This is a genomic window from Halomonas hibernica, assembly GCF_013183775.1.
Lineage (GTDB): Bacteria > Pseudomonadota > Gammaproteobacteria > Pseudomonadales > Halomonadaceae > Vreelandella > Vreelandella citrativorans.
This window is the reverse complement of the sequence record NZ_VIFN01000002.1, coordinates 68,318-84,089: the sequence shown is the minus strand read 5'-3', so window position 1 is coordinate 84,089 and position 15,772 is coordinate 68,318. Positions and strand designations below refer to the sequence as shown.

The window sequence follows — 15,772 nt, the reverse complement described above, 5'->3', positions numbered from 1 at the left end:
CTATCAATTAAGTGCTACGCGACCATCAAAAACGCGTGTAGCCGGGCCGACCATAATCAGGGACGCTTCCGGGTCGGGCCACTCTATCGTCAGCTCGCCGCCGGGCAGGTGAACGTTCACCGGGCTTTTCAGGATGCCTTGGCGGATTCCGCTAGCAACGGCGGCGCACGCACCGGTACCACAAGCAAGCGTTTCGCCACTGCCCCGCTCAAATACCCGCAGACGAATCTGGTTAGCCGAAAGAACCTGCATAAAGCCCACGTTAACACGCTTGGGGAAGCGAGGGTGCGCTTCCATCAACGGCCCAAAACGCTCAACCTGGGCGCGCTCAACGCTTTCCACCTGCAATACCGCGTGGGGATTACCCATGGATACCACACCGATGTGAAGCGTTTCACCGTCGACCTCAAGTTCGTGTAATGGTTGGTCGCCTGGGGCTTCAAAGGGCAGTGCTGCCGGGCTAAAGCGCGGCCGCCCCATATCGACACGCACAAGGCCATCGTGCTGTACGTGCAAAACCAGCGGGCCACCGGCTGTTTCTACGTGAATCTCATGCTTGTGGGTCAAGCGCTGGTCGCGCACAAAGCGCGCAAAGCAGCGAGCGCCGTTGCCACAGTTCTCCACTTCACTTCCGTCGGCATTAAAAATACGGTAGCGGAAGTCCATCTCGGGGTTGCGGGGCGGCTCAACCACCAGCAGTTGATCAAAACCAATCCCAAAGCGACGATCGGCCAGCTGCTGGATATGTTCTTCACGCAGCCGGGCACGCTGGGTTACCAGATCAACGACCATAAAGTCGTTGCCCAGGCCGTGCATTTTGGTGAAATGCAGAAGCATTAGCGCGCTCCTTCCGGCAGCAGCGCTTCGCCCGCCCAAAGGCTTTCGACCGTTTCCCGACGCCGCACCACGTGACACGTATCGCCATCGACCATTAGCTCGGCCGGACGCGGGCGGCTGTTGTAGTTGGACGCCATGACAAAGCCGTAAGCACCTGCTGAACGTACCGCCAGAAGATCGCCTTCAGCAATCGCAAGCTCACGCTCTTTACCCAGGAAATCGCCGGTTTCGCACACCGGGCCGACCACGTCATACACCGCACTTGGGCGAATTTCACGGGTGTCCACCGGCACGATAGCCTGCCACGCCTGATACAGCGCCGGGCGAATCAGGTCATTCATGGCCGCATCAACAATGGCGAAGTTCTTGGTTTCGCCGGGCTTCAGGAATTCAACCCGCGTCAACATGACACCTGCATTGGCGGCAATAGAGCGGCCTGGTTCAAACAGCAGCGTCAGATTTTCGCCGCCTTTCCAGCGCGACAGGCGAGCTAACAGCTGGCTTGCGTAATCAAACGGCTGCGGGGGCGTTTCATCCCGGTAAGGCACGCCCAAACCGCCGCCCAGATCCAAATGATCAATCTCGATACCCCGTTCGCGCAGGCGCTCCATCAGCATCAATAGCCGATCCAGTGCGTCCAGGAACGGAGCGGTTTCAGTCAACTGCGAACCAATATGACAATCCAACCCCTTCACCTGAAGATTCGGCAGGCTGGCGGCCAGCTCGTAAACCTCAAGCGCGTCATCGACCGCGATGCCAAATTTGTTGTCTTTAAGCCCAGTGGAGATATACGGATGAGTGCCCGCGTCCACGTCCGGGTTAACGCGCAGCGAAACCGGGGCAACGTTACCCAGTTCCCCCGCTACAGCGTTTAAGCGCTCCAGCTCAGGGCGGGATTCGACGTTAAAGCACTTGATGCCCACCTCAAGCGCGCGGGCCATTTCATGGGGCTGCTTGGCAACGCCGGAGAACACCACTTTTGCGGGGTCGCCACCGGCGGTTAATACACGCTCAAGTTCACCGACCGAGACAATATCAAACCCAGCGCCTAGCCTTGCAAGCAGGCCCAGCACCGCCAGGTTAGAGTTGGCTTTAACGGCGTAGCAGATCAAATGCGGATGGCCGCCAAGCGCTTCGGTGTAAGCGCGAAAGTGGCGCTCAAACGTTGCCTTGGAATAAACGTAACAGGGCGTGCCGTGCTCTGCGGCAATCTGCGAAAGCGGCACATCTTCGGCGTAAAGCACGCCGTCGCGGTAGTTAAAATGATCCATAATGTCGTCTCTCCTGCAGCCGCTTACCCAGCCTGTTCGGCCACACCGTTATCGGGTGAGTTATCGTCGGGCAGGTAAAGCGGTCCCTTCTGACCGCAACCCGCGACGAATAAAGCGATGATCGCGATAAGCGCTAATGTTTTCATGCCTGACCCTGCAGTAACGAGAGCGCCTCGCGGGCACGCTGTGCTGCGGCACGCACCTGATTGGGCGCCGTACCGCCAATGTGATTACGCGCGGCCACCGAGCCTTCCAGCGTCAGTACGTCAAAAACATCCTGCTCGATGATAGAGGAGAACTGTTGAAGCTCTTCCAGACTCATTTCCGAGAGATCTTTTTGGGTTTTCAGGCCGTAAGCAACCGACTGACCGACGATTTCATGGGCATCGCGGAAGGCAACACCTTTACGGACCAGGTAGTCGGCAAGGTCGGTGGCGGTAGAGAACCCACGCCGCGCCGCTTCATACATGCTGTCTTTTTTCGGCTCAATGGCAGGCACCATATCCGCGAACGCTTTCAAGCAGTCGCGCACCGTATCCACCGCGTCAAACAGCGGCTCCTTATCTTCCTGATTATCCTTGTTGTAGGCCAGCGGCTGCGACTTCATCAGCGTCAGCAGGCCCATCAAATGACCATATACGCGGCCTGTTTTACCGCGTACCAGCTCCGGCACGTCAGGGTTTTTCTTCTGCGGCATAATGGAAGAGCCGGTGCAGAAGCGGTCAGGCAGGTCGATAAAGTCAAACTGGGCGCTGGTCCACAGCACCAACTCTTCGCTCATGCGCGACAGGTGCATCATCAAGATGCTGGCAAAGCTGGTGAATTCAATCGCGAAGTCGCGATCCGATACGGCATCCAGCGAGTTTTCCGCCGGGCGATCAAAGCCCAGCAGCTCTGCGGTGACGTGGCGGTCAATCGGGTACGTAGTACCCGCCAGCGCAGCGGCGCCCAGCGGCAGTACGTTAACGCGTTTACGGCAATCCAGCAGGCGCTCATGGTCACGGGCGAGCATTTCCTGCCAAGCCAGCAGATGATGACCAAAGGTGACCGGCTGGGCGGTTTGCAGGTGGGTAAAGCCGGGCATGATGGTATCGGCTTCGCGGTCGGCAAGCTCGATCATACCTTCGCGCAGGCGCTTTAATTCCACCTCAATGACGTCAATCTCGTCGCGCATAAACAGGCGGATGTCGGTCGCTACCTGATCATTACGCGAACGACCGGTGTGAAGCTTCTTGCCAGTGATACCGATCTTGTCGGTCAGGCGTGCTTCGATATTCATGTGGACGTCTTCAAGCGGCACCGACCAGTTAAATTCGCCGCGCTCGATTTCACCTTGAATTTCGGTCAAACCGTTAATAATCGCGTCGCGTTCTTCGCCGGTCAGCACGCCTACGCGGCTAAGCATGGTGGCGTGGGCAATAGAGCCCTGAATATCCTGGCGCGCAAGGCGCTGGTCAAAGGTGACAGACGCGGTAAAACGCGCCACAAAGGCATCGGTAGGCTCGCTGAAGCGACCGCCCCAGGACTGATTCGTAGCTTGGCTCATCGGAGGTATATCCTGCTGACAAAACAAAAGAGTCGATGGCGGAAAGTGTAACAGAGTCATTGCGCTTATGGCTTGAGTTCGGGCCGCCCACATTTGCAGAATAATGGCGTTTGGCCCGCCGAGCACTTATCTTTAAGGCAATTCTTTAAGACAGCTCTTGGAGACAGCTTTTGAAGACAGTGGCTTAAAACAGCTTCTTAAAAACAGCCAGTTATTTTTACTGTGCGCCCGGGTGCTTTATGATGAGACACATCATAGCTTGACGCGCCGCGTCAGCGGCAAAGGGAGAATAACGTGTCATCCATCACCAAACTGCGTATTGCTACGCGGAAAAGTCAGTTGGCCATGTGGCAAGCCGAGCACGTCCGTGACCGCTTGATGGCTGCCCATGAGGGCCTTGAGGTTGAGCTGGTCGCGCTCTCTACTAAAGGCGACAAAATTCTCGACACCCCTCTGTCTAAAATTGGCGGCAAGGGGCTATTTGTTAAAGAGCTGGAAGACGCCATGCTGGATGGCCGCGCGGATATCGCCGTCCACTCGATGAAGGATGTCCCCATGCTTTTCCCCGAAGGCTTAGGGCTTTCGGTTATTTTAGAGGGCTCAGACCCTACCGATGCGTTTGTATCCAACCATTATAAAAGCATCGATGAATTGCCTGAAGGGGCCAAAATAGGCACCGCCAGCCTGCGTCGCGGACTCCAACTTCGTGAAGCTCGCCCTGACCTGCAAATTCTCAGCCTGCGCGGCAACGTGCAAACCCGACTGGCCAAACTGGATGATGGTGAATTCGATGCCATTATCCTGGCGACCTCTGGCTTAAAACGCTTGGGCCTTGAAGAGCGTATTGCCCAGGCACTGCCGCCGGAAGTGTGCCTGCCCGCCTGCGGCCAAGGCGCGCTGGGCATTGAGTGCCGCCTGCATGACCCGGAACTGATCGGCCTGCTGGCCCCGCTGGATGACCCGGACACCGCCACCCGCGTACGTGCAGAACGTGCCATGAACACGCGCTTGGAAGGCGGCTGCCAAGTACCGATTGCCGGTTTCGCGGTGCTCGACAAGGCCAATGAGACGATGTGGCTGCGCGGGCTGGTGGGCAACCCTGAGGGCACCGAAGTATTGCGTGCTGAAGGCCGCGGCTCAATGTACGAGCCTGAAGCACTGGGCATCCGTATTGCCGAAGAGCTGCTTGACCAGGGTGCAGGCGATATTTTGGCCGAGGTCTACGGCAATCACGTATGACACAGCCAGTGCTGATCTGCCGACCAGGCAAGCGCGGTGAAGTGCTTGCCAATACGCTGCGCGCAACGGGCGCTTGGGTAGAGCCAATGGCGGTGATGAGCCTTCAAGCGCTACCAGAAGACCCGCTGATGCGCCGTGTCTGGCTGGATATTGACCAGTACGACAAAATAATAGTGGTTAGCCCCTTCGCAGCCCTGTGTTTAGGTAACGCGTTGGACCGCTACTGGCCACAGCTGCCCACTGGCATTGCTTATTATGGCGTGGGGAGCGCTACGGCAGAGGCACTGTTTGACCAGTTGGGCGTACGGGTACGCATCCCATCAGCAGCGGCTGACAGACCCGGTGCTGACCAACAAAAGGCTGGAAATGAGCGCGGCGATAACACCAGCGAGGCACTTTTAGCGCTCGCCTCACTGAAGAATGTCGCACATCAGCGGATATTACTGGTGGCGGGAGAAGGTGGCCGAACGCTACTGGCCGAGACGCTGACAGAACGCGGTGCTCAGATGACCCGGGTCGCTGTGTATCGGCGCATTTTTCAGCCGCCTTCGGCCTCACTCCAGGCCCGCCTTGCTACGGGAGATTTTCGAGCACTCATCGTCACCAGCAGCGAACTGCTCGAACATCTGGCAAAATGGTGTGATCAAACAGCGTTGAACCAACCGCTAATCGTTTCCAGTCAGCGTTTAGCTACACTGGCCGGTACACTGGGTTTTTGTGACCTCAAGGTGGCGTCGGGAGCAACGCCAGCTGCCCTTGCAGCTGCGTTGGGCAGGTCCTGTAATCCTATGGGTGCCGATGTCGATCAAGGAACTTAATTAAGGGCTAGCGACAGATGAGCAAACAACCAAACGACCAGGAAGACGTACAAAAAGCGTCCGCCGACGCGCCTCAAAAAAGCGCCACGCCGGGCGAAACTGCCGCGTCTACCTCAACTCCCTCGCCATCAAGCGCGGTTGAAAGCAGCCCACCCGCAAGCTCGGCTGCCGAACCATCAAGCAACGCGCCTAAAAATGCTAGCTCTCGTCGGCGTGGCAAAAACAGCGGCAAACCTGACGCGGCCTCTGCCACCGCCCCCCCTCCCAGTACGACGCCTAACAGCGAAAAATCGACAGCCAGCGTTACAGAACCTGCCACGGCTAAGAAAGATCCCGATGGCAATACGGCAACGCCCAATCGCCCCTCCGGTAACGGTGGAAAAGGCACAACGCCGCCTCCCCCAAGTGGAGGTGAGCAGCATAAAGGCCGCAAAGGCGGCCTGTTAGCCTTGGTGTTGGTACTGGTGCTGGGCGTGGCGCTTATTGTAGTGGCCTGGCAGGGCTGGCAACGCCTTGATAGCCAGCAACAGCGCATCAATGCGTTAAGCCAACAGACCGACAGCAGCGCGACGCAGCAATCCGTGAGCGAGCTTGAATCACGCATTGAAAGCAGCGAACGCGAACGTACCCAGGCCCTTGATGGCACGCTGGAAGAGTTACGCAGCGAGCTTGATAGCTACCGCAGCGACGTCAACAGCACGCTGGATAACGTGCTGAACCAGCTTTCCCAGACGCAAGATACCGACGACCGCGACTGGCTACATGCAGAAGCGGCCTACCTGCTGCGCCTGGCAAATCAGCGCCTCCAGCTTGAAGGCGATGTTGACGGTGCTGCTGCGCTGCTGCGTACCGCCGACGCCCGCCTGGCGGATGCTGACAACCCGGCGCTAACCGCCGTGCGTCGTGACATCGCTAACGAGCTTGCCGAACTGGATGGCGTGCCGCGTGTGGATCGTACGGGACTCTATCTAGCGCTTAATGCGCTACAAGAACGCGTTTCCAGCCTGCGTCTTTCGCAGGAAGTGGAAGAGCGCGCCGTCACCTCCGGCATTGAGCAGCCGCCTACCGGCAACTTCCAGCGTCAGCTGGCACGTTTTGGTGAAGAGCTTAAAGACCTGATCGTGATTCGTCATCACGACGAACCGATGGAAATGCTGGTCACTCCCGAGCAAGAGTCGTACCTGCGCCAAAGCCTGCGCTTGATTCTTGAGCAGGCCCAGCTTGCCCTGTTGAAAGAGGAGCAGCCGCTGTATGAAGCCAGCATCGATAAAGCGCTGGAATTACTTAACGGCTACTACGACCTGGACAGCGACGCCACGCAAAGCGTGATCTCGCGCCTTCAGGAGCTTAAACAGGCCGACATTGAGCCGGAACTGCCGGATATCAGTGCCTCCCAGCAGGCCATGACCCAGTTTATTGAAAACCGCTTCCGGTCGCGCCAGCAAAACGGCGAAGAGGGAGGTGACGCATGAGAAAACTTATTTTCCTGCTGGTCGCGGGTTTAGCCGTCGGCGCCCTGTTTGGGCACCTGATGATGTCGGTACCTGGCTACTGGTTAATTCGGGTGGGTGATACGTCCGTCCAGACATCGTTCTGGTTTGGTCTGATTCTGCTGCTGGCCGCCTTTATTGTGGTGCATTTTGCGCTGCGTCTGCTGACCGGCATTATTCGTCCTGTGGGCCGTTTCCGTACCTGGAATAGCCGTGCGCGTAATCGCCGTGCCATGAAGCGTACCGTGCGTGGTCTGGTCGCCTTGACGGAAGGCCGCTGGAAGAAAGCCGAAAAAACCCTGGTCCACGCCGCTAATGACTCCAGCACGCCGCTGGTTAACTATCTGTCGGCCGCCCTTGCAGCGCACTACCAGGGCAATCACACGAAGTCTCAAGAGCACTTGAACCAGGCACAACTCACCACCGAAGGCGCCGACACGGCCATTGGTTTGATGCAGGCGCAGCTGATGATTGATCGACAGCAGCCTGAAGAGGCGCTAGCCATTTTGAATCGCCTGGACAGAAAGCTAAGCGACCACCCGCAGGTGCTAAAACTGCTCAAGCAGGTGCACCTAAGCGTCAACGATTGGGAAGGCCTACGCTGGCTGCTGCCACGCCTGGCTGCCCAAAAGCTGATTGCCCAGCAGGAGCGCGAACAGCTTGAGTTCAAGGCGTACCGTGAGCTGATTGTTTTTGAAGCTAAAAACCCCGGCAATATTGAGCGTGTTCGCGGCCTCTGGGCAGACATGCCCGAGTACCTGCGTAGCAATACCGAACTGGTCGTGCTGTATACCGATGCGCTGGTTCAGTCGAACGAAGAGAGCATCGCCGAGCGCCTGCTGAACCACTCGCTGGATCATCACTGGGATGCCCGGCTGGTGAAGCGCTACGGCCTGCTTAACGTACACGCAGCACGTCAGTTGGCAAAAGCTGAAAAGTGGCTGCAAGAGCGCCCCAACGATCCCGAGCTACTGCTGACCTGCGGCCGCCTCTCGCTGCGTACCGGCAAGTGGGAAAAAGCCCTGGAGTACTTTGAAGCCAGCCAGCGCCAACGCCCCAACGGCGAAGTGTGCGCCGAACTTGCGCGTCTTTACGCAAGCCTTGGTGAACACAATAAAAGCCAGCTTTACTACCGTCACAGCGTAGAAATGCTGGCCCAGTCACTGCCTTCGCTTCCTCAACCCAGCGATGCCAGCGACAGCCAAAAACCGGATACAAAAGCGGCTAAAAAACGCGCTTAACGTGACTCACGTAAAACGGGAGCCCTTTTGGGCACCCGTTTTTGTTTCTACCTACCGTATAGCTCTAGCTGGTCTAACTAACCCATCAATGTCGCTAGTCGATATAGTCAGGCGCGCTGGTAGGACGATCTTCCGGCAGCGTATCTCGCACATCGGCCACCTTGTCAGCATTTAACTCACCGCCTTCATTACCCCAGGCCGAGCGCACGAAGTTAGCGACTTCAGCCACTTCATCATCAGAAAGCCGCCAGGCAAAATCGGGCATGGCCAACGCTTCCGGCCGCTTCTCGGTCGAAGGCATACGGGCACCGGACAGAATCACGCGAATGATCCCGGTGGGATCCTCGGCATTGACCAGCGAACTGCCCACCAAGGACGGAAAGACCTGCGAGGCGCCTTTACCATTGGCAAAGTGGCAGGCATTGCAGTTATCCAGATAGAGCCGGGCGCCGGTATTACCGTCTACATCGGCGTGGGTCAGCATCGCCTGGGTCTGCTCGGCGGCCTGTTCATCGCGCGGCGCCTCGTCACCTTCCCCTGCGGGCAGCGATTTGAGATAGCCTGCGATGGCATACAGGTCGGCCTCTTCCAGATGCGATGTACTGTGCGCAACTACCGAAGTCATCTCCCCGACTACAGCGCTATGATCATTGCGTCCGGTTTCCAGATAGACAACGATATCCTCTTCGTTCCAGCGCTGAAGCGGATGGCGCTGATTGCCGCTACCCCGTAAATTCGGCGCGTACCAGCCTTCCAGCGTTTCTCCACTCAGGAAGTCACTGCCCTCATCGTTCATGGCCTTTTCCTGGAAAAACAGCCCGCGCGGCGTATGGCAACTGCCGCAGTGGCCTAACCCCTGTACCAGATAAGCCCCCCGATTCAGCTCATCACTTCGATCACTAGAGGGCGTGAAAGGTTCAGAGGACACGAAAAGCCAGTTCCAAAGCCCGATACCCCAGCGCTGATTAAACGGAAAGCTCAGATCTGTGCGCTCCGGCTGATTCGATACCGGCGCCACGCCTTCCATAAAGTAGGCATAGAGGGCGTCAATATCGTCATCGGTAATTAACGAGTAGGACGGATACGGCATGGCTGGATACAGCTTTTTGCCATCATTACGTACACCATCGCGCAGCGCCGCGGCAAACTCATCGCGCGTATAGTTGCCGATCCCGGTCTCCGGGTCGGAGGTAATATTGGTCGAGAAAATCTCCCCAAAGGGGCTTTCAACCGCCAGGCCGCCTGCAAAAGGTTCGCCACCCGGCGCGGTATGGCAGGCAACGCAATCGCCCGCTCGGGAAAGGTACTCCCCGCGCTCTATTTCGGTCTGGTCAAACGCCACGCCTTGTGCCGCCACGCTTAACAGACCCACGCCCGCCAGCCCTTGGCGCCATTGTCGATGAATCATCATGATCGCTCTCCTTAGGCTTGGACCAGAGGTCCGGGGTTGAGTAGATACTGCTCGCGAATTGCTGTGGCCGACCAATAAGCCAAAGCGCCGACCAGCCCCGTGGGGTTATACTGAATATTCTGCGGAAAGGCACTGGCACCCATCACAAATACGTTGTGGACATCCCAACTCTGCAAATAGCGATTCAGTGCGCTGCTGGAAGGGTCGGTGCCCATGATCGCGCCACCGACGTTATGAGTTGTCTGGTAAGGGCGGACGTCATAGCGTGAATCGAAATCCTTGAACGAGAGCTTGTAGTCATCCGGGCCCAGCGCCTTGGAGAGCGTGTCGATTTTCTGCTTCATGAACTGGGTCATGCGCACATCGTTTGCTTTCCAATCAAACGTCATACGCATAAGCGGGCGCCCATGGTCGTCGGTATAGTTGGGGTCAAGGTCCAGATAGCAGTCGCGGTAGGCCATGTTGCTGCCATGGGAACCAATCGTCATGGTGTGACCATAGGTTTCCTGCACGGCCTGCTTCCAGCCAGCGCCCCAGCTCGGCGCATCTGAGCGCAGCGGCATGTTGCGAATCGGCTGCCCATTGGTCATCGCGGCATTGATATACGAGCCGCCAATGAAGCCCTCCTGGGCAAAATCGATCTGTTCAACGCCGTAGTCGTTAACGATCTCACCATTGCCGCCTGCGCCAATAAAAGGGTTGAACTCTTGATCCTTGAAGTAGAGCGTTGAGCCACCGTTCATCTGATAGGCGTAGTTCTTGCCGACCACGCCCTCACCGCTTACCGGGTCATAAGGGGTACCGATACCCGATACCAGCATCAAATGTACGTTGTGGAGCGAGTAAGCGCCCAACACCACCAAGTCAGCCGGTTGGAAGACTTCAGAGCCCTCGCCATCGATGTAGGTCACACCGGTGGCTTTCTTGCCATCGCTATCAAGCTCCACTCGGAGCACTTCACTATTGGTCTGGTAAGCGAAATTTTCACGCCGCTTGAGTACGCCCAGAATACAGGTCTGGGGCGAGGACTTGGAGTAGTTCAGACAGCCATAGCGTTCGCAAAAACCGCAGAAGTTACACGGCCCAAGCTGCATGCCGTAAGGGTTGATATACGCTTCTGAAGCGTTAGCAGCGGGCAAGGGAAAAGGGTGTAGCCCCTGATCACGCGCCATATCAGCAAACAGCGTGTCGTTAAAGGTACGCGCGAGCGGCGGCATGGGGTACTCGTTTGAGCGCCATCCCTCAAACGGGTTGCCGCCTTCCTGAATATCACCATTCAGATTACCCGCTTTACCGGAAATACCCGCCACTTTCTCAAAATAGTCGAAAAAGGGCTCCAGCTCGTCGTAGCTAACGCCAAAATCCTGAATGGTCATTTCGTCAGGAATGATATCGGCGCCGAAATTCTCCTCGACATAGCTTTTAAGACGCAGTTCCTGAGGCTGTGGCCGCCAGGTATGTCCGTTCCAGTGCACGCCGGCCCCACCCACCCCATCACCGGGTAGAAATGAACCCAGGCTGCGATAAGGCACCGCCATATCACCCAGGCCATGACGAACCGTCAGCGTGCTTTTAGCCGGACGCTGCATCAATTTATAGCGTACGCCATAAGTCAGCTCATCGGCGATTTTCGGGTAGGCAAAGTCCGGCACGGTATCGCGGTCTTCACCGCGCTCAAGCGCCAGCACGTTCAGCCCTTCGTCTGTCAGCTCCATGCCCATGATCGAACTGGTCCAACCCAGACCAACCAGTACAACATCAACCGGTGGATTTGTTTTCGCCATGCTTATCCCCTTTCGCCGGTAAGGCTGACCGGCCCTAATGGATATTTGACATTGTGTTGGTCGACCCACTCCAGGTACGCCCCCCGGGCACCAGGGAAGCCGATGAACTTCCAAGCGGCCATGTGCTTGTTGCCGCCATGGATGGGGTCGGCAAAATAGCCTTCCTTGGTGTTTTGCAGCAAAAAGGCAAAAAACTGGCGGGCACTGACATGCTCAAAAGTAATGTTTTCCCGCTCAAGCTGCTGCAACACCTCTTCCTGCGTGGCGTTATCCAACGCGGCGAACGCCTGCCCGTATTGGCGTACACAGTAGTCATGCGTGGCGGCAATCCCCGCCCGGTAAACCTCCCGAGGGAGCAGTGGCGACTGATAGCCCATCAATGGTGATACATTGTCAGGAAAAGGGCCTTTCATATACCAGTCAGTGGCATACCCAAAGCTGCCTTCCATCTGCCTGTCGATAAAGATGGGCACATTGGTTTCCAGGGCACCGGGGCCAGGCCCATCGCTGGGAATCAACCGGTCGCAGGCCGCGAGCATAAAAACCCATTCGTCTGCATCAAAAAAGACCGGCTGATAGTCACTTAACTGTTCTGGCGGTTCGCTGGCGGAAGCGGTGAGTGAAACGCCGCTCCCCAAGGTGATGGCAGGAATGCTGGTTAACGCTCCCTGCATAAATCGTCGGCGCGATTCATTTTTAAGACTCACGGACCTGCTCCTCTTTGCTTTGTTAAATCACGGTATTTTTATTGTTAGATATCGGGCTAATTCAGTCAGTCTAGTACATGACATCTTGTTTAGCAGGTTAACGATAAGCTCGCCCTTTGCTCTACAAATCCAGAGGGTATAAAGAGTTAAGTAGTGATTTTGAAATAGCTGCAAATAAAAACGCCCGGTGCTTAAACCACACGCCGGGCGCAAAAAAAGCAATGAATTAAAAAAATTTAAGGCGATGCGTCCTTGAGAGATTGCTGTTCAGCCTCCGTAGGCACCGGCAGCTCTGACGTACAGTGTCCGCAGCGGGTCGCTTTGATAGGCACCGTCATAAAGCAGTAGGGGCAGGGTTTTTCGACCGGACTTTTGGGCGCCTCTACCTCTTCACGCTTTAAGCGGTTGATGGTTCTCACCAGCATGAAGACCACAAAGGCAACAATCGTAAAACTGACGACCGCATTGATAAACAGGCCAAGGTTGAGGGTCACCGCACCATCTGCCTGAGCCGCCGCAAGTGTGGGGTACGATGCTGACGTTGCTCCCTCTCGGAGCACGACAAACAGGTTAGAGAAATCGATACCGCCGACCAACAGACCGATCACCGGATTCATGACATCTTTTACCAGGCTTTGCACAATCAGTGTAAACGCGCCGCCGATAATGATGCCCACCGCCATGTCTACCACATTGCCTTTAACGGCAAACTCGCGGAACTCCTTGAAAAACCTGGCCATTGATGCCTCCTTACGCATTCAGATTATGAGCTTATAGCGTTTTTGTGTGCAAAGCCTTTGGGTTCAATGACTTATTAAAACGACGCTGAATGTTGAAAAAACGTTTCGCTAATCACTGACACCCGCTTAGTATCGGTATTTACCGCCTTTAAAACGACCTCAAGCATTCTATTTGCGACACCCGTTGAGTTGCCTTTCAGATTGCTTTGTCAGTATAAGCGTCATTCGTGCCAATATGCAGGCAAGCAGCACGTATCTAGCGCAGGGGCTCACAACAAGACACCAGCGACATAGAACGATAATAAAAAGAACATCAATGATGTTAGGTGATAGAGGTAAAGACCATGACCACCGATCAATCCCAAAAAACCATGCCAGTAGGTCACTCGCACATACCGCAAACGCTCGGTTTTCTGCTGCTGGACAACTTCACCCTCATTTCGCTGGCGTCAGCGATTGAACCACTGCGTATGGCAAACCAGTTGGCGGGGCGAGAGCTTTACCGCTGGTATACCTTGACTCAGGACGGTGCACCGGTGCGCGCCAGCGACGGCCTTAATGTGACGCCGGACGCCTCTATCCATGCGCCGCTCTCACTTGATTGGGTAGTTGTGTGTGGCGGGGTCGCTCCTCAGCACAGCGTTAGCCGCGAGCATATTCAATGGCTACAGGCTCAGTCGCGCCAGCTGCGACGCTTGGGTGCTATCTGTACCGGTAGCTGGGCGTTGGGTCAGGCGGGTTTACTGGATCATTATGAAATCAGCATTCATTGGGAGTGCCTGGCCTCTCTTCAGGAAGCATTTCCGAAAATCGTCCTGACGACGCGGCTGTTTTCCATTGACCGTGACCGTTTCACTGCCTCGGGCGGCACGGCGCCGCTGGATATGATGCTCAACCTGATCGCTCACGATCACGGCAAGGAGCTTCCCGCCGGTATTTCCGAAATGTTCGTCTATGAGCGTATGCGCAACGAGCAGGATCAGCAGCGCGTGCCGTTAAAACACGTGCTGGGTACGACGCAGCCCAAGTTGCTGGAAATCGTCGCGTTGATGGAATCCAACCTTGAAGAGCCACTTGAGCTTGATGAGCTGGCAAGCTATGTCGATGTTTCCCGCCGCCAGCTGGAGCGACTGTTCCAGCGTTACTTACACTGTTCGCCTTCCAGGTATTACCTAAAGCTGCGCCTGGTCAGGGCGCGCCAACTGCTCAAACAAACGCCTCTCTCGATCATTGAGATTGCCTCGGTATGCGGCTTTGTTTCTACCCCGCATTTTTCCAAGTGCTATCGGGAATGTTTTGGTATTCCGCCACGCGATGAGCGCCTGGGCATCCATACACGCCAAAAAGCGCCGGAAAAAATTCCTCCTCTGCTGAAGCGCTGGGGAGCAGAACCTGTCAGCAACGAGCCGGCATCAAGCGCGCTGCTGGCTCTGGCCTATGCCCAGGGCGAACCCACCTTTGCCAGCGTTCCGCTTGGCTAAACGGGTGTACCACCGCTGAACTAGAGCTGCCGCAAGGCGGCTCTTTTTTTTGTACCGTGTTTTCTGCTTATTCACCAGGCTTCCTGTGCCTGCATTTCTCATGATGACGCTTTTGGAATTTCCATCGTCGTTTCCAAGAGCAGATAGGCACCACCTCAGCGCTATGCTCCCTACATAAACAATTCAGGAGCCACGTTATGAACCCTGCCGAATTACACCAGGACGCCATCGTCATTGACGGCCTAATCATTGCCAAATGGAATCGCGAACTGCTGGAAGACATGCGCCGTGGCGGCCTGACGGCAGCCAACTGCACTGTCTCGGTTTGGGAGGGGTTCAAGGCAACGGTGGACAATATTGTCGCCTCCAACAAACTGATGGAAGAGTGCAGCGACCTGGTTCGCCCGGTGCGTACCACCGCCGACATCATGCGCGCCAAGGAAGAGGGCAAGACCGGAATCATCTTTGGTTTCCAGAATGCGCACGCCTTTGAAGATCAGATCGGCTATGTCGAGATCTTCAAACAGCTCGGCGTAGGCATTGTGCAGATGTGCTACAACACCCAAAACCTGGTCGGTACTGGCTGCTACGAGCGTGACGGCGGGCTGTCCGGCTTTGGCCGCGAGATCGTTGCCGAAATGAACCGTGTGGGTATGCTGTGCGATCTTTCCCACGTAGGCGCCAAGACCTCTGAAGAAGTCATTCTTGAGTCCAAAAAGCCGGTGTGCTACTCCCACTGTCTGCCCTCCGGACTCAAGGAACACCCGCGCAACAAGTCGGATGCAGAGCTCAAGTTCATCGCCGACCACGGCGGCTTTGTCGGCGTCACCATGTTCACCCCGTTCCTCAAGAAGGGCGTTGATTCGACCATCGACGACTACTGCGAAGCGATTGAGTACATCATGAACATCGTGGGTGAAGACGCCATCGGTATCGGCACCGATTTCACCCAAGGCCATGACCAGAACTTCTTTGAGTGGCTGACCCACGACAAGGGCTATGCCCGCCGCCTGACCAGCTTCGGCAAGATCATTAATCCCGAAGGTATCCGTACTATCGGCGAATTCCCCAACTTGACAGAGGCGCTTCTCAAGCGCGGCCTGAGCGAATCTCAGGTCAGAAAAATCATGGGCGAGAACTGGGTTAGAACCTTGAAGGATGTGTGGGGCGAATAAGTACATGCACAGCCTGTACTGCCGTTCGACGA

At 56.2% G+C, this 15,772-nt stretch carries 14 protein-coding genes; 6 read left to right on the top strand and 8 right to left on the bottom strand.

Features of this window, described 5'->3' with window-relative positions; genetic code table 11:
* Positions 1 to 3: 3 nt before the first annotated feature.
* Genes dapF through argH form a run of 4 tightly spaced genes read right to left on the bottom strand, consistent with a single transcriptional unit; the run spans position 4 to position 3,654 of the window.
* Positions 4 to 837 (bottom strand): diaminopimelate epimerase, encoded by an 834-nt coding sequence (gene dapF / locus FKN99_RS04705; RefSeq protein WP_172116840.1) that lies wholly within the window; start codon positions 835 to 837, stop codon positions 4 to 6.
* Positions 837 to 2,108: a diaminopimelate decarboxylase gene (gene lysA / locus FKN99_RS04700; protein ID WP_172116839.1), complete on the bottom strand. Its 1,272-nt coding sequence runs from the start codon at positions 2,106 to 2,108 to the stop codon at positions 837 to 839. The genes dapF and lysA overlap by 1 nt, the downstream gene beginning before the upstream one ends.
* A 23-nt stretch (positions 2,109 to 2,131) precedes the next feature.
* Positions 2,132 to 2,254 carry an LPS translocon maturation chaperone LptM gene (gene lptM, locus FKN99_RS04695; RefSeq protein WP_087110450.1) on the bottom strand — a complete coding sequence of 41 codons (123 nt, stop codon included), beginning with the start codon at positions 2,252 to 2,254 and terminating at the stop codon, positions 2,132 to 2,134.
* Positions 2,251 to 3,654: an argininosuccinate lyase gene (argH, locus tag FKN99_RS04690; protein ID WP_172116838.1), complete on the bottom strand. Its 1,404-nt coding sequence runs from the start codon at positions 3,652 to 3,654 to the stop codon at positions 2,251 to 2,253. The genes lptM and argH overlap by 4 nt, the downstream gene beginning before the upstream one ends.
* A 294-nt stretch (positions 3,655 to 3,948) precedes the next feature.
* Between argH and hemC the strand changes: the two genes are divergently transcribed.
* Genes hemC through FKN99_RS04670 form a run of 4 tightly spaced genes read left to right on the top strand, consistent with a single transcriptional unit; the run spans position 3,949 to position 8,442 of the window.
* Complete coding sequence (hemC, locus tag FKN99_RS04685; RefSeq protein ID WP_172116837.1) at positions 3,949 to 4,893, top strand: hydroxymethylbilane synthase; 945 nt, start codon at positions 3,949 to 3,951, stop codon at positions 4,891 to 4,893.
* Positions 4,890 to 5,711 (top strand): uroporphyrinogen-III synthase, encoded by an 822-nt coding sequence (locus FKN99_RS04680; protein WP_172116836.1) that lies wholly within the window; start codon positions 4,890 to 4,892, stop codon positions 5,709 to 5,711. The genes hemC and FKN99_RS04680 overlap by 4 nt, the downstream gene beginning before the upstream one ends.
* Positions 5,712 to 5,728: 17 nt before the next feature.
* A complete protein-coding gene (locus FKN99_RS04675; protein ID WP_172116835.1) occupies positions 5,729 to 7,183 on the top strand; it encodes a uroporphyrinogen-III C-methyltransferase in 1,455 nt (484 codons plus the stop codon).
* On the top strand, positions 7,180 to 8,442 hold the full coding sequence (locus FKN99_RS04670) for a heme biosynthesis HemY N-terminal domain-containing protein (RefSeq protein WP_172116834.1): 1,263 nt from the start codon (positions 7,180 to 7,182) through the stop codon (positions 8,440 to 8,442). Before FKN99_RS04675 ends, FKN99_RS04670 begins: the two co-directional genes overlap by 4 nt.
* A 94-nt stretch (positions 8,443 to 8,536) precedes the next feature.
* On the opposite strand, the gene FKN99_RS04665 is transcribed toward FKN99_RS04670, so the two are convergent.
* The 4 genes from FKN99_RS04665 to mscL all read right to left on the bottom strand — a co-directional run bounded on the left by FKN99_RS04665 (position 8,537) and on the right by mscL (position 13,084).
* Positions 8,537 to 9,853 (bottom strand): c-type cytochrome, encoded by a 1,317-nt coding sequence (locus tag FKN99_RS04665; RefSeq protein WP_216657974.1) that lies wholly within the window; start codon positions 9,851 to 9,853, stop codon positions 8,537 to 8,539.
* 11 nt (positions 9,854 to 9,864) lie between these two features.
* Positions 9,865 to 11,637, bottom strand: coding sequence for a GMC family oxidoreductase (locus FKN99_RS04660; RefSeq protein WP_172116833.1), 1,773 nt, complete (start codon positions 11,635 to 11,637; stop codon positions 9,865 to 9,867).
* 2 nt (positions 11,638 to 11,639) lie between these two features.
* Positions 11,640 to 12,344: a gluconate 2-dehydrogenase subunit 3 family protein gene (locus tag FKN99_RS04655; RefSeq protein ID WP_172116832.1), complete on the bottom strand. Its 705-nt coding sequence runs from the start codon at positions 12,342 to 12,344 to the stop codon at positions 11,640 to 11,642.
* A gap of 236 nt (positions 12,345 to 12,580) precedes the next feature.
* Positions 12,581 to 13,084 (bottom strand): large-conductance mechanosensitive channel protein MscL, encoded by a 504-nt coding sequence (gene mscL, locus FKN99_RS04650; protein WP_172116831.1) that lies wholly within the window; start codon positions 13,082 to 13,084, stop codon positions 12,581 to 12,583.
* Between the two features lie 344 nt (positions 13,085 to 13,428).
* Here mscL and gbdR point away from each other — a divergent pair, with 344 nt between their 5' ends.
* Complete coding sequence (gene gbdR / locus FKN99_RS04645; protein ID WP_172116830.1) at positions 13,429 to 14,565, top strand: choline metabolism transcriptional regulator GbdR; 1,137 nt, start codon at positions 13,429 to 13,431, stop codon at positions 14,563 to 14,565.
* A 197-nt stretch (positions 14,566 to 14,762) separates the two neighbouring features.
* Complete coding sequence (locus FKN99_RS04640; RefSeq protein ID WP_172116829.1) at positions 14,763 to 15,740, top strand: dipeptidase; 978 nt, start codon at positions 14,763 to 14,765, stop codon at positions 15,738 to 15,740.
* The last annotated feature ends 32 nt before the right edge of the window (positions 15,741 to 15,772 follow it).